Origin of the sequence: Oerskovia merdavium (genome assembly GCF_014836755.1) — a bacterium.
In the GTDB taxonomy this organism is placed as follows: Bacteria; Actinomycetota; Actinomycetes; order Actinomycetales; family Cellulomonadaceae; genus Oerskovia; species Oerskovia merdavium.
This window is the reverse complement of sequence record NZ_JACSQF010000025.1, coordinates 1-14,250: the sequence shown is the minus strand read 5'-3', so window position 1 is coordinate 14,250 and position 14,250 is coordinate 1. Positions and strand designations below refer to the sequence as shown.

The 14,250-nt window shown below is 71.5% G+C and carries 12 protein-coding genes and 1 pseudogene; 10 read left to right on the top strand and 3 right to left on the bottom strand.

Annotated features, from left to right (window positions below):
* Positions 1-58: 58 nt before the first annotated feature.
* The 3 genes from H9641_RS18095 to H9641_RS18085 all read right to left on the bottom strand — a co-directional run bounded on the left by H9641_RS18095 (position 59) and on the right by H9641_RS18085 (position 3,345).
* A complete protein-coding gene (locus H9641_RS18095) occupies positions 59-1,426 on the bottom strand; it encodes an extracellular solute-binding protein (protein WP_191805803.1) in 1,368 nt (455 codons plus the stop codon).
* A gap of 63 nt (positions 1,427-1,489) precedes the next feature.
* Positions 1,490-2,422, bottom strand: a complete 933-nt coding sequence (locus H9641_RS18090; protein ID WP_191805802.1) for a carbohydrate ABC transporter permease — start codon at positions 2,420-2,422, stop codon at positions 1,490-1,492.
* Positions 2,422-3,345 (bottom strand): carbohydrate ABC transporter permease, encoded by a 924-nt coding sequence (locus tag H9641_RS18085; protein WP_191805801.1) that lies wholly within the window; start codon positions 3,343-3,345, stop codon positions 2,422-2,424. Before H9641_RS18085 ends, H9641_RS18090 begins: the two co-directional genes overlap by 1 nt.
* A gap of 204 nt (positions 3,346-3,549) precedes the next feature.
* On the opposite strand from H9641_RS18085, the gene H9641_RS18080 reads away from it, so the two are divergent.
* The 10 genes and pseudogenes from H9641_RS18080 to H9641_RS18035 form a co-directional block, all read left to right on the top strand.
* Positions 3,550-4,593 (top strand): LacI family DNA-binding transcriptional regulator, encoded by a 1,044-nt coding sequence (locus tag H9641_RS18080; protein WP_191805800.1) that lies wholly within the window; start codon positions 3,550-3,552, stop codon positions 4,591-4,593.
* Between the two features lie 131 nt (positions 4,594-4,724).
* Positions 4,725-6,248, top strand: coding sequence for an arabinosylfuranosidase ArfA (gene arfA / locus H9641_RS18075; RefSeq protein ID WP_191805799.1), 1,524 nt, complete (start codon positions 4,725-4,727; stop codon positions 6,246-6,248).
* Between the two features lie 291 nt (positions 6,249-6,539).
* Positions 6,540-6,920: an SHOCT domain-containing protein gene (locus H9641_RS18070; RefSeq protein WP_191805798.1), complete on the top strand. Its 381-nt coding sequence runs from the start codon at positions 6,540-6,542 to the stop codon at positions 6,918-6,920.
* Positions 6,921-7,066: 146 nt separating this feature from the next.
* The gene (zapE, locus tag H9641_RS18065) at positions 7,067-8,242 is read left to right on the top strand and encodes a cell division protein ZapE (RefSeq protein WP_318244679.1); all 1,176 of its coding nucleotides are present in this window, start codon (positions 7,067-7,069) and stop codon (positions 8,240-8,242) included.
* A 109-nt stretch (positions 8,243-8,351) separates the two neighbouring features.
* On the top strand, positions 8,352-8,939 hold the full coding sequence (locus H9641_RS18060) for a dienelactone hydrolase family protein (RefSeq protein ID WP_191805797.1): 588 nt from the start codon (positions 8,352-8,354) through the stop codon (positions 8,937-8,939).
* A gap of 112 nt (positions 8,940-9,051) precedes the next feature.
* Complete coding sequence (locus tag H9641_RS20820; protein WP_318244678.1) at positions 9,052-11,700, top strand: helix-turn-helix transcriptional regulator; 2,649 nt, start codon at positions 9,052-9,054, stop codon at positions 11,698-11,700.
* 220 nt (positions 11,701-11,920) lie between these two features.
* Positions 11,921-12,082 (top strand): hypothetical protein, encoded by a 162-nt coding sequence (locus H9641_RS18050; RefSeq protein ID WP_191805796.1) that lies wholly within the window; start codon positions 11,921-11,923, stop codon positions 12,080-12,082.
* Positions 12,079-12,852, top strand: a complete 774-nt coding sequence (locus H9641_RS18045; protein WP_191805795.1) for a glycosyltransferase family 2 protein — start codon at positions 12,079-12,081, stop codon at positions 12,850-12,852. The genes H9641_RS18050 and H9641_RS18045 overlap by 4 nt, the downstream gene beginning before the upstream one ends.
* Positions 12,834-13,157: a hypothetical protein gene (locus H9641_RS18040; protein WP_191805794.1), complete on the top strand. Its 324-nt coding sequence runs from the start codon at positions 12,834-12,836 to the stop codon at positions 13,155-13,157. The genes H9641_RS18045 and H9641_RS18040 overlap by 19 nt, the downstream gene beginning before the upstream one ends.
* Positions 13,158-13,445: 288 nt before the next feature.
* Positions 13,446-14,250: pseudogene (locus tag H9641_RS18035) on the top strand (hypothetical protein); the annotation flags it as partial.

Below are 14,250 nucleotides of genomic sequence, written 5' to 3'. Positions count from 1 at the left end.
CGGCCCCCGCGGGCGTCGGGTCGGTGGGCCGGGCTGCCTGCTCGGCCCACCGGGCAGGTCAGTCGTTCGTGACCTTGAATCCCTGCCCGTTGCCGTACGTGGTGATCTGGTCCTGCCAGGCCGTCAGGCCGTCGGCGATGGGCGTCGCGTTGCTGAACGCCTGGCCCGCGGTGTCACCGAAGACCGAGTTCGCGTAGACCTGGAAGGGCAGGTACTGCCAGCCCGAGCTGACGTCCTTCGAGGCCTGGACGAAGACCTCGTTGACGGCCTGGCCGCCGAAGAAGTCGGACGTGGCGCCGAGGAAGTCGGTGTCGGCCATGATCGAGCTCGTCGAGGGGAACAGGCCTGCGTCGACCTGGGCCTGGACGGCCTCGGAGTCCGTGCTGAGCCAGCGGGCGAAGGCCAGGGCCGCGGCCTTGTTCTCGCTCTTGGCGAGCACTGCCGTGCCCGAGCCGCCGTTCTCGGCGTTGGCCGGGGTGCCGGCCTCCCACACGGGCATGGTCGCGGCCTTCCAGCTGCCTGCCGTGGAGGGGATGTTCGTCTCGAGCGAGCCCGGAGCCCAGGCGCCCGTCATCCACATGGCGTAGCGGCCCGAGTCGAGCGAACGCCAGAACGCGTCGTTCCAGCCGCCCGCGACGTCGACGAGCTGCTCGGAGATCAGGGTGTCCCACAGCTCGGCGAACTTCTGCGTGCCCTCGTCGCCGAACGAGATGTTGACGTCCGTGCCCTCGACCGAGAACGGACGGCCCTCGGCCTGCCAGATCAGCGAGTCCACGCCGCCCGCGTCGCCCGGGTCGATCGACGCGATGAAGTTCTCGGGGTTGTCGGCCTTGATGGCGCGCGCGACGGTGAGGAACTCGTCCCACGTCGTCGGGGCCTCGACGCCCAGGCGCTCGAGGATGTCGGCGCGGTAGAACATGACCATGGGGCCCGTGTCCTGGGGGAAGGCGTAGTGCCCGTCGCCTGCGGCGACCTGCTCCCACGCCGAGGCCGTGAAGTCGGACTCGAGGTCGGACAGGCCGACGTCGTCGAGGCTCACGAGCGACTCGCCCAGCGCGAACTGGGGGAGGGCGAAGTACTCGATCTGCGCGAGGTCGGGCGCGCCCGACCCTGCCTTGATCGCGTTCTGGAGCTTGGTGTACTGGTCGGCCGACTGACCCGCGTTGGTCAGCTCGACCTGGATGTTCGGGTGGGCCTCGTTCCACAGGTCGACCGTGGGCTGGAGGTTCGGGACCCAGCTCCAGTACTGCAGGGTCGTGGTGCCCTCGGCGTCGAGCGCTGCGTCGATGTCGGCTGCCGTGACGTCGCCGCCACCACCACCGTCCGAGCTGCCGCCGTCGCTGCCGCCGGAGCACGCAGCGAGGGTCAGGGTGAGGGTGAGTGCTGCAGCGGTGACCGCGGCTCCGCGGGCGCGGGTGATCCTCATGGGGTGACTACCTTTCACTTCGGTGTGGAGAGGGGTCCGTCGGGGAGCCGACGTGGGGTGGTGCTACTGCTTGACCGCACCGGCCGCGAGGCCGGACTGCCAGTACCTCTGGAGGAAGAGGAAGACGATGATCAGCGGGACGATCGCGACGAGCGACCCGGTGAGCACGAGGTTGTAGACCGGCTCGCTCGCCCCGGAGGAGCCCGCCTGCGCGCTCCACTGGTTCAGGCCGACCGTGAGCGGGTAGAGCTTGGGGTCGGTGAGCATGATGAGCGGCAGGAAGTAGTTGTTCCAGGTCGCGACGACCGTGAAGAGCAGGACCGTGATGAAACCCGGGGTCAGGAGCCGCAGCGAGACCGAGAGGAAGGTCCGCAGCTCGCTCGCGCCGTCGAGGCGCGCGGCCTCGAGCAGCGACTCGGGCACGGAGTCCTGCGAGTACACGTACATCAGGTACAGGCCGAACGGGCTCGCGAGGGCGGGGATGATCACGGCCCAGGCCGTGTTGACCAGCCCGAGGCGCGAGAACATGAGGAACGTGGGGACCGCGAGGGCCGTGAGAGGGACCGTCATGGCCCCGATCACGCCCGCGAGGACCCACTTGCGACCGGGGAACGAGAACTTCGCGAGCCCGTAGCCGCCGAGCGTGGCGAGGATCGTGGCACCGATCCCGCCGACGCCCGCGTAGAGCACGGTGTTGAGGAGCCAGTTCGAGTAGATGCCGCCCTGGTAGGAGAACAGCTTGGTCAGGTTCTCGCCGAGCGCGAAGTCGTCCGCGAACCACAGGCCGAACGAGTTGAACAGCCCGCCGTTGGTCTTGGTGCTGTTGATGACGAGCCAGAGCAGCGGCACGACGGCGTAGAGCAGCATGAGCGTCATGAGGATGGACAGGGTGGGCGAGGTGCGTGCCCGGGACGAGGAGGCGGGGCGGCGGCGCCCGGTGCGTGCCTTCTTGACCGGGGCCTCCGGCGAGGCCTGCACGGTGCTGGTCTGCGTCATCACTTCTCTCCTGCTCGGCTCAGTCGTTGCGCGAGGGCTGCGACGACGACGGTGACCGCGCCGACGATGATCGCCACGGCGGCCGAGTAGTTGTACTGCTGGCCGTTGAACGCCAGGTTGTACGCGTACATGTTGGGCGTGAAGTAGCTGCTGATGGTCGTGGGGGCCAGGGCGCGCAGCACGTTGGGTTCGTTGAAGAGCTGGAACGACCCGATGACCGAGAAGATCGTGGTCAGCAGGAGCGCGGGGCGCAGCGCGGGGAGCTTGATCGAGAACGCGGTGCGGATCGCGCCGGCGCCGTCGATCTCCGCGGCCTCGTAGAGCTCGGTCGGGATCGAGCGCAGCGACGAGTAGAGGATCAGCATGTTGTAGCCCACGAACGACCACGTGACGATGTTGCCGATCGCGACCAGGACCCACGACGCGGACAGCAGGTCCGGGGTCGCGACGCCGATCGCGTCGCCGATCTGGCGGATGAGCCCGAACTCGTTGCCGTACATGTAGCCCCACATGAGGGCCGCGACGACCGAGGGGACCGCGTAGGGGAGGAAGAGCGTGATGCGGAAGGCGCCCTTGGCCCGGAGGCGGCCCGAGTCGATCGCGAGGGCCGCGAAGAGCCCGAGGCCGAGCATGATCGGGACCTGGACCGCGAAGAACAGGAGCACGCGACCGAGGCCCACGTGCAGCAGCGGGTCGGTCAGCGCCTGGGCGTAGTTCGCGAAGCCGGCGAAGAACGAGCCGCCCACGAGCCGGTCCTGGAAGAACGAGAGGTAGACCGCGTAGAAGAGCGGGGCGACGATCGCGAAGACGAACACCGCGAGGAAGGGGAGGACGAACGCGAGCCCGGTCCACTCTCGTCGTTCGGGTGGAGCCTTGGCGCGCCGGGTCTTGCGGGGCGGAGCGCTCGTCGTCACGGACGTCATCGTCATCTTCCTCGATTCGGGCAAGCATGTTTGCGCAACCATGCGCTTGGCGTTCAGCATCACACGTGATTTCCGAGTGGTCAAGCCGCTTCTGGGGCGTGCACAGAAGATGAGTGGGTGCCAGACAACCCGTCGAATGGTTGCGCAACCGTGATCTCGGCTACAGTTCTGCCCACAGGTCCGGAACGAAGGAGTGCGACCCCCATGACCGATTCACCCGCGACACGGCACGGCAAGGTGCCGACCATGGTCGACGTCGCAGCGGTCGCGGGCGTCTCGCCCCAGACGGTCTCCCGCGTCTCGAACGGCTCGCCGAACGTCGAGGCCTCCACGCGCACCAAGGTCCTCGAGGCCATGCGATCGGTCGGCTACCGACCGAACGCCGCAGCGCGCGCGCTGACGACCGGGCGCTTCGGTGCGATCGGCGTCGTGGCCTTCTCGCTCTCGCGCTTCGGCGACGTCAAGACGGTCGAGGCGCTCGCGCTCGCGGCCAAGGCGCACGGGTTCTCGACCAACCTCATCTCGCTCGACAGCCCGACGGCGGGCGGCGTGAGCGCGGCCATGGCCCAGCTCGCCGCGCAGAACGTCGACGGGCTCATCGTGGTCGAGAGCGAGATCCTCGAGCGCTCGTCCGTGATGTTCGCGCCGGGCATCCCCGTGGTCGTGACCGACGACCTCGCCGAGACGTCGTACCCGCTCGTCATGACCGACCAGGCGAGCGGCGTGACCAAGGCCGTCGAGCACCTGCTGCGGCTGGGCCACAAGACCGTGTGGCACATCGCCGGGCCGCCGAGCGGCAACGCGACCCGCGTCCGTCGCGAGGCGTGGGAGGCCGCGCTCGTCGCGAACGGCGCGCCCGTGCCTCCCGTCTACCACGGCGACTGGACCCCGGCCTCGGGCTACCGGCTGGGGGCGGTCCTCGCCGACCGGATCCCCGAGGAGATCACGGCGATCCTGTGCGCCAACGACCAGATGGCCCTGGGGCTCATGCGGGCCTTCCAGGAGCGGGGCATCTCGATCCCGGGCGACGTGTCGGTGGCCGGGTTCGACGACATCGACGTGGCCGAGTACGTCTGGCCGCCCCTGACGACCGTCCGGCAGCACTTCGACCAGGTCGGCCAGCTCTGCATGGACCTGCTCCTCGAGCAGATCGCAGGGCGCCGTCCGACCCCCGGCAAGGTCCACGACGTCCCCGTCGAGCTCGTGATCCGCGCGAGCACGTCGGTGCCACCGGCGCACCGTTCCTGACCCGCTGACCCGCTGACCCGCTGGCCGCAGGGCCGCAGAGGCCGCACCTCGTCCGCGCCGCCCCCGCGGACCGGCGGCGACCCGCTTCTCGACATCACCACACCGCCCTCGTCCCGAACGGAGCCCCACCTATGCTCGCCGGCCGTCTGGTCCTCAACCCCGACTTCCGGGTCGCCCCCGTCTCGCGCCGTACGTTCGGCTCGTTCGTGGAGCACCTGGGGCGCTGCGTCTACACCGGCATCTACGAGCCGGGGCACGCGACCGCCGACGCGGACGGCTTCCGCGGGGACGTCCTGGACCTGGTCCGCGAGCTCGGCGTCTCGACCGTGCGGTACCCGGGGGGCAACTTCGTCTCGGGCTACCGGTGGGAGGACGGCGTCGGTCCGGTCGAGGACCGCCCCGCGCGGCTCGACCTGGCATGGCACACGCTCGAGCCCAACACGTTCGGGCTCCACGAGTTCCTCAGGTGGGCCGACAAGGCCGAGATCGAGCCCATGATGGCCGTGAACCTCGGGACGCGGGGCGTCCAGGAGGCCCTCGACCTGCTCGAGTACACCAACATCGCGGGCGGCACGGCGTTCTCCGAGCAGCGTCGCGCGAACGGTGCGGACGAGCCGTTCGCGATCAGGATGTGGTGCCTGGGCAACGAGATGGACGGTCCGTGGCAGGTCGGGCACAAGACGGCCTACGAGTACGGGCGGCTCGCGTCCGAGACGGCCCGCGCGATGCGTCTCGTGGACGACCGCCTCGAGCTCGTGGCGTGCGGGTCCTCGGCCCCCGACCTCCCGACGTTCGGCGAGTGGGAGCGGGTCGTCCTGACCGAGACCTACGACGAGGTCGACTACATCTCGGTGCACCGCTACTACGAGATCAAGGGTGACGACCTGCACTCGTTCCTGGGCTCCGTGGTGGACATGGACAGGTTCGTCGACTCGGTCGTCGCGACCGCAGACCACGTCAAGGCCGTCAAGAAGTCCGACAAGCAGATCGACCTCTCGTTCGACGAGTGGAACGTCTGGTACCAGTCCCGTGCGGCCTCAGTCCCGCCCCAGGGTGCGGACTGGCCCGTCGGTCCGGTCCTCCTCGAGGACCAGTACTCGGCGGCCGACGCGGTCGTGGTCGGCAACATGCTCATCTCGCTGCTGCGCCACAGCGACCGCGTGACCTCGGCGAGCCAGGCCCAGCTGGTCAACGTGATCGCGCCGATCATGACCGAGCCGGGCGGGCGCGCCTGGCGCCAGACGATCTTCTACCCGTTCGCGCAGGCGTCGGCGCTCGCGCAGGGCACGGTCCTGCGGGTCGAGCCCGTCTCGCCGACGTTCCCGACCGTGCAGCACGGCGACGTCCCGTCGGTCGACGCGGTCGCGACCTGGGACGAGGGGACCGGGCGTCTCGCCGTGTTCCTCGTCAACCGCAACCCCTCGGAGCCCGTCACGGTCGACGTGGACCTCGCCGCGTTCGGCGCGCTCGCGCTGTCCGAGGCCTCGACGCTCACGAGCGACGACCCGTACGACCACAACACGGCTGACGAGCCCGACCGCGTGGTGCCCGTGGCCCGCGAGGACGTGACCGTGGAGGGCGGCGTCCTGACGATCGAGCTGCCCGCGGTCTCGTGGTCCACGGTGCTCCTCGCTGCCGTCGAGACGCAGGGCTGAGGTACCGCGCCCCCGTCCGTCGGCGGGAGGCGTCGAGCATGCGGTGGGCGTCGTGATACGTCGATTCTTGACGACAACCGCATGCTCGTCCCCGGCTGACCCGGGGGAGGGCGTCTCGTGGCCCGGCCGGTCGTGGCGCGAAAGTCCCGCATGCGACGGAGTCTGACGGTCTGCGCGAGTTCACCCGGAATCGGCCTCTCTTCACCGCGCGCACACAACGCCTCCTCAGTAGCCTGACGTCAGCGTCCTCGCGCGCCGCGAGCGCTGACGGCACTCCGAACGGGGCTTCACATGGATTTCTGGGACTTCTTCTGGCTCCTCATCTGGTCCTTCGTCTTCATCGCCTACCTGATGGTTCTGTTCCAGATCCTCAGCGACCTCTTCCGTGACCACACGCTCAACGGGTGGTGGAAGGCGCTGTGGATCATCGCGCTCGTGATCTTCCCGTTCCTCACGGCCCTGATCTACGTCATCGCCCGGGGCAAGGGCATGACCGAGCGGCAGATCGCCGCGGCCAACGCCGCCAAGGCGCAGGCCGACTCCTACATCCGTACGGTCGCGACAGGTGGTCAGTCGCCGGCCGACCAGATCGCCACGGCCAAGTCCCTCCTCGACGCGGGGACCATCACGCCCGACGAGTTCGCGTCGCTCAAGGCCAAGGCGCTCGCCTGACCTTCGCACCACGGGCTCGCCGCTGCGGCGCGAGCAGCATCACGGACCGGTCGTCAGAAGTGCCCCGGGGTTCCGCCCGGCCCACGTCTGACGACCGGTCCGTGCTGCGTCCAGGGAGGTCCGGGCTGCTCGCGTAGGCTCGACGGGTGGACGAGGAACTGGTGACCGGCGACCTGCGCGATCTCCCGGCCGGCCACCCGACGCGTTCCCCGGCCCTCGACGAGGGCGACCGACCGTCGCGCTCGGTGCGCGACGCCGTCGGGCAGGACGCCGCGCGACGCGGTTTCTCCCTCGATCCTGGCCAGGCCCCCGCGGTCGAAGCCCTCGACGCCCTCGCGGCCCGGCTCGCCGAGCCCTCCCCTGGCGGGCTGAACGGGCTCTACCTCTGGGGGTCCGTGGGCCGGGGCAAGACCTGGCTCATGGACGTGTTCCACGCGACCGTGGGACGGCTCGCCCTCGGCAGCGGTCGCGGCAGCGGTAGCGGTCGCGGCCCCGGCACCCGCGCGGTGCGCGTGCACTTCCACGACTTCCTGCGCCGCCTGCACGGCGAACGCTTCCACCGCGGGTCGATCGACGCCGCGCTCGACGCGATCCTCGGGGACGCGGACCTGGTCTGCTTCGACGAGTTCCACGTGCACGACGCGGGCGACGCCATGCTCGTCGCGCGCGCCGTGCGGACGCTCGACGCGCGCGGCGTGCGGGTGGTCCTGACGTCGAACTACCCGCCGTCGGGCCTCATGCCGAGCCCCGCGTACCACCACCTGTTCGTCCCGACGATCGACCTGCTCACCGCGAGGCTCGACGTCGTCGAGGTCGGCGGGCACCGCGACCACCGGCGAGCGCCGAGCGAGGACGTGGCCGGCTTCCGGGGCGGCTCGTTCGTGTGGCCCGCCACGGATGCCCGGCTCGCGGCCGCGGGGCTCGACCGCCCTGGGCCGGCAGAGGCGACGACGGTCCGCATCGGCTCGCGCGAGCACCCGGTCCTCGCCGTCCGGGGGGACGTCGTGTGGCTCGGGTTCGGGCACTGGTGCGCGGGGCGCACCGCGGTCTCGGACGTCCTGCACCTCGCAGAGCGCTTCGGGACGGTCGTGCTCGACGGCGTCCCCGCCCTGGGAGCCCAGGCCCCCGACACGGGGCAGCGGTTCGCGAACCTCGTCGACGTGCTGTGCGACGGCGACGTGCCGCTGCACGTCCTGGCCCACCAGGATCCTGAGGAGACGCTCCGCCGGCACGGCGAGGAGGGCGTGGCGCTCGACGTCGAGCGGACCGCGAGCCGCCTCGCGCTGCTGCGGCGGCTGGGGCCGGTGGCGCTCGGGCGGTGAGGGGGACCGCGGGACCGGCGGTGCACGACACCCGGCACGTGTGGGTGTCCTGCGCGATGATCGGGGAGGCGGCGCCGCCCCGGCGCCAGCGACCGGAGGGAACCCGCACATGGCCGAGGTACTGCTCTTCCACCACTCGCTCGGACTGACGCCCGGGGTCGAGGCGTTCGCCGAGACCCTCCGCGAGGCGGGCAACACCGTCTACCTGCCGGACCTCTACGAGGGCAGGACGTTCCCCGACATCGACAGCGGCATGGCGTACGTGAGGGAGATCGGGTTCGACACGGTCCGCAAGCGCGGCGTGGCCGTGGCCGACGGGCTGCCCGAGGAGCTGGTGTTCGCAGGGTTCTCGCTCGGCGTGGTGCCCGCGCAGATGCTCGCCCAGACCCGCGAGGGCGCCCGGGGCGCGCTGCTCTTCTCGTCGTGCGTGCCCACGTCCGAGTTCAGCGACGACGGGTGGCCGCTCGGCGTGCCGGTGCAGGTCCACGGCATGGACGCCGACCCGTTCTTCGCGGACGAGGGAGACCTCGATGCGGCCCGCGCCCTGGTCGAGGCAGCACCGGGCGAGGCCGAGCTCTTCCTCTACCCGGGCGACCAGCACCTGTTCGCCGACGCGAGCCTGCCGTCCTACGACGAGCACGCGGCGCGCCTGCTCACCGAGCGGGTCATCAGGTTCCTCGACGGTGTCCGAGGCTGAGGCACCCGGCCGGTGACGGCTGAGCACGTGCGGCCATGAGCGGTACGACGTGAGCGCTGCGCCGCGCGCTGCTCCGCAGGCAGGCTCTCACGTCGCTCCCTATGGTTGATCGATGAGCGCACCCACCCCCCGCGCGCCCGTCCTCGACGTCCTCCGCCAGGCCGTCGCGGCCGGGACGTCCGTCTCCGTGGTCGGTCTCCCGGGGTCGGGGCGCTCCACGCTCCTCGCGCAGCTGCGGGACGTCGCGGACGACGGCGGCTGGAACGTCGTGTCGGTGCCTGGGCTCGGCGCGGGAAGCGAACGCCCCCTCGAGTCGCTCGCCCTCGCCGGCCTCCTCACGGGACCGGTCGGGCCGTCGGGTGCGATGGCGACCGCGGTCGACGGAGTGACCAGGGCGGCCTCGGGCCGGCGAGCACTCTTCCTGCTCGACGACGTCGAAGCGCTCGACGACGCGTCGGCAGCGGTGATCGCCACCGTGGTCGCCCGTCAGGGCGCGAGCGTCGTGGCGACGGTACGCCCCCCGTTCCCGGGGACCGGGCCGGTCGAGCGGGTCCTCGCCGGGCGCGATGCCACGGTGCTGTGGATGCCCGTCCTCCCGTTCGAGGAGGTCCACCGGCTGACGTCCGAGCTGCTCGGCGGTCAGGTGCACTCGGACGTGGCAGGCCGCGTGTATGCGCTCTCCGGCGGCTTGCCGGGCCTCGCCCGCTCGATCGTGCTCGAGGCTCGCCGAGCGGGGCACCTGACGAAGGAACCGGCGGGGTGGGCGTCCCGGCGTGACCTGTGGACCCCGGCGCTGGCCGTGCCGGTCGGGCGCCTGCTCGGCGGACTGCGGGACGAGGAGCAGGACGGGTTGAGGATCCTCTCGGTCCTCGGCCCCACGGAGGTCAGGACGGTCCGCAGGTTGCTGCCCTGGTCGACCGTGGTCGTGCTCGACGACCACGGGCTCGTGCGCTTCGTCGAGGAGGAGGATCGATCCCTCGTCGTCCTGTTCCCGCCGCTGCTCGCCGAGCACCTCCGGCACATCGGGCACGACGCGCGAGGGGTCCGCGCCGTGGACGCGATCGGATCCATGGTGGACCCGGGACGCGACGACGTGGCCCTGAAGTTCCAGCGCCCCGTGCTGGGGTCGCCCATGCGGTGGTCGTCGTCGCCCGAGTCCTCGGCGATCCTCGGCCGGATCCTGCGGGAGCGCGAGGCGACCCGCCTCCTCGTCACCCGCGATACGTGGCGGCACCAGCCGACGAGCCGTAACACCGTGCTGTACCTGGACTCCCTCGTGACCGAAGGGGCTCCCGCCTCGCTGATCAGCGAGGTCCTCGACGAGTCGCGACAGGAGGACGGGGCCGAGCCCAGCCGGTACGTCGAGTTCGTCCGGGTCTGGGAGGCGGGGTACCAGGCTTTCGTGCTCCACGAGCCGGCACGCGCGCTGACGACGCTCTCCCGGCTCGCCGCCTCCGCCGAGGAACGTGAGGCCTCGCTCTTCGACGCTGTCGCCCAGCACGTCCGGCTCGTCGTGGGCGTCGACGAGCAGCCTGGAGACACGCGCCCTGAGGAGGGAGGTCGTGCCGGTCCTCCGGAGCGAGGGTCTGGCGCCACACCCCCTCGGGTCGCTGCCGGCACCCCTGTGGCCCCGGGAGGGATCCTGACCCAGGTCGACGACGTGGTCCGGCTCGTCCGTGGCGAGTCGCTCCTCGCCTGCGGCCGGGTCGTCGACGCCTGGCACGAGTTCTCCGTAGCGTCCCTGCCCGAGACGTCGCCGCGGCAGGACACCGCATCACTGGTGCCCCAGGCTCAGCTGCTCGCGGGCGACGTCGTGGCGGCGACCGACCGGTCGATGCGCCTCCTCGACGAGGCGCGCGGCACGCTCGAGCCGGGACAGATCGAGCCGCAGGGCTACGTGGTCGCGCTCGGGCTCTTCCTGCAGGGACGGCTCACGGCCCTGCGTGAGCACCTGACGAGCATCTTCGCGATCGGCGCTCCCGCGCCGCTGCGGCCGACGACCCGGGCCGGTCTGCTGGCCCTCGCGTCCGCCCTGTCGCTCCTCGAGCGGAACGTCCCCAGTGCGCGGTCGCTCGTCGCCCAGCTCGAGTCCATGCAGCTCGAGGCGGTGTTCACGCCGCTCGGGCGCCCGGCCCCGTTCGCCGTGGCCCTCGCCCTCCGGTCTGGTCACGACGCCCGGGGGGTCGCGCGCACGGCGTGGGACCAGGTCGCGTCGCTCGCCGACCGTGGCTACGTCCTGGCGGCCACGTTCGACGCTGCGATCCTCCTCGACCTGTGGCGGGACGACGTCCGCACCGACCGGGTCGCGCGTCTCGCGGCCGAGGCGCAGGGGACGGTCCTCCCTGCGCTCGGGCGCTACCTGCAGGCGGCGGCCGCCCAGTCCGTCGAGGATCTCCTGCGTGCGGTCGACGAGCTCCTCGCATGCCGACTGACCACCTTCGCCGTCAGGGCCCACGTCGCCGCCATCGGCATCCTGCGTGCGGCCGGGCACTCCGCGCGGGTGACGGAGGAGTCGTCCCGGCTGCGGGACCGGGTGTCGACCACCGGTGAGGAGCTGGACCTGCTGCTCGCCGCGCTCAAGCCCACCGAGGAGCTCACGCCTCGAGAGCTGGAGGTGGCTCGGCTCGTCGCGGACGGGCTGAGCAACCGCGACGTGGCTGAACGTCTCGTGGTCAGCGAGAGGACGGTCGACAACCACGTCTACCGGATCTTCCGCAAGCTCGGGGTGGGTTCGCGCGACGAGATCGCGGGACTGATCTAGTCCTCCTCGGGAGCGTTCCGTCCCGGCACGACCCGCGCGTCGACAGCCGACGCCCCGGGCGCCGTGCCGGTCCTCACGAAGCGCGCCAGCAGCACCCAGCGGCCCGGTGCGGGGTGCTCACCTTGTCGCCCCTGCCTGCTCAGAGCTCGGCCGAGGCCGCCTGAGCGTGGCCCCGGCGAAGGGATGGTGGTTCCACCGACAGCCGATGGAGGAGGAAACCATGTATCAGCTCGGTACGACCCAGGCAGGGGCGGCGCTCGCAGCCACAGGCGCGATGGCGACCGGGTTCGCCGTGGTGGGTGCCTGGACTCTGGTGGTGGCGGGCCTCGCCCTCGTGACGATCGCGCGCGTGCTGCGCAGGCGGCACGCCTCGCAGCCATGAGCCGGGTGGCTCCGCGCGTCGTCGCCGTGGTCCCGGCGCACGACGAGGCCGAGGCGCTGCCCGGCACGCTGGCGTCGTTGCGGGCACAGACCCGTCCCGTCGACCGCGTGCTCGTCGTGTCCGACAACAGCACCGACCGCACGGTCGAGGTCGCACGGGCGCTGGGTGCCGACGTCATGGAGACCGTGGGCAACACCGGTCGCAAGGCGGGCGCGCTCAACCAGGCGCTCGCCGCCGTGGAGGCGGAGAACGTCCTGGTGCTCGACGCCGACACCTCGATCGCCCCGACGTTCGTCGAGGAAGGGCTCGCCCTGCTCGACGAACGTCCGGAGCTGGGCGCGGTGGGTGGGGTCTTCCACGGCACGCCTCCGCACTCGCTGCTCGAACAGCTCCAGGCCGACGAGTACGAGCGCTACTCGGTGCAGATCGACGTGACCGGGCGGACCACGGTGCTCACGGGGACGGCCGCACTCATCCGGACCGCAGCGCTCGCCGACGTGGCGCGGCACCGCGGGACACGGCTGCCCGGTCCCCCGGGGGCCGCCTACGACCCGGGCGCCATCACCGAGGACTCGGAGCTGACGCTCGCGCTGCGCACCCTCGCTACGAGCTCGCCTCGCCGACGAGCATGTCGTGCACGACCGAGCTCATGCCGACTGCTCGAGACCTGCACCGCCAACGCGTGCGCTGGTACAAGGGGATGCTCGACAACCTCCGCGCCTACGGGGTCACCCGGGTCACGGCTCGGTACGTGGGGCAGCAGGCGATGATCGCGCTCGGGACGCTCATGCTCGCGAGCCTCGTCGTCCTCACCGCGCTCACGGTGGCGGCGGGGTCGTTCCGGTTCGTCCCGTTCTGGCTCGCGGTGGGCCTGGTGCTCGTCGCCGAGCGGCTCGTGACGGTCTGGGAGGCGGGACCGCGTGCGCGTGCGCTCGCGTCGATGGTGCTGCCCGAGCTCGCCTACGACATGTTCCTCCAGCTCGCGTTCGTCCGCGCCTGCTTCCTGACGGCCACCTCGCGTGACGTCGGGTGGAACCCCGTGCAGCACATCGACAGCGCGTCCGTCGGCGCCTGACCGGGAGATCTGGTGCCGGGGCGAGAGCCCCGGGACTCACCCGGCAGCACGGCACTGCTCACGATCCGGTCGGCGACGTGCTGCTCGGCCGCCCGCCCGGTGCTCGGAAGCCGCTCTGAGGCGTCTGAGCGCAGGCCTCGGAGCGCTGCGATCGACCTGCACCCCGACCAGTGGACCTCGAGGTCCTCGACGAAGCCGCGGGCCCACCCGCCGGCTACCGCGCCGTGCGGCCCGCTCACCCACAGCCCAACCAGTGGACCAGCTCGCACCCTGAGAAAAGGAGCAACGATGACCAGCTCGACCATCCCGGCAGCAGCCCTGGCACTGCTGCTCACGACCGTGCCTGTCGCCGCGCAGGCCGTCCCGCAGGACACGACCGGCCCCACGCCTGTCGTCACCGAGGCCCCCTCGGGGGCCGACGACGGGTCGGACGACGCGCAGCTCCCAGCGGACGGCCCGACGGCAGAGGCCGCACCCGACGTCGACGCCTCCGAGGAAGTGCCCGACCCTGCGGGCGACGGGACGTCCGCCGCTGACGCCGCAGACTCTGCCGCGGACTCCGACGACGTCGACGGTGCGTCCGCCGACGGCGTCACGCCCGACGGGACGGTCGGTGCCGAGGAGTCGGTCGCCACGGAGGAGACCGTCGTGCCCGACGTGGCCGCCGACGGCTGCGATACGTGCGTGGCTGCCGGCGACCGGACCGTCGTGACCCCGGGCTACCGGGACGACGGCGTCTACCGCCCGTTCTGGTGGGAGGCCGACGGCCTGCACTTCGACGACCTGATCCCCGCGAACGGCTACGTCAACATCAACGTCCCCGGTGCGCAGAACGTCAGCATCGACAGCCACCGCGAGCTGATCGGGAAGACCTTCATCCCCTGGTCGTACTTCGGGCTCGAGCCCGGCATGTGCATCACCTGGACCGAGTCCAACGGGTACGACTACCACTTCGGTGAGGACAACTCGGGCCGGGGCGGGGTCGACGAGAAGGACTGGCAGTTCTGCGTGCCGGAAGAGCCGACGCCCGACCCGACGCCGACGCCCGACCCGACGCCGACGCCCGACCCGACGCCGACGCCCGACCCGACGC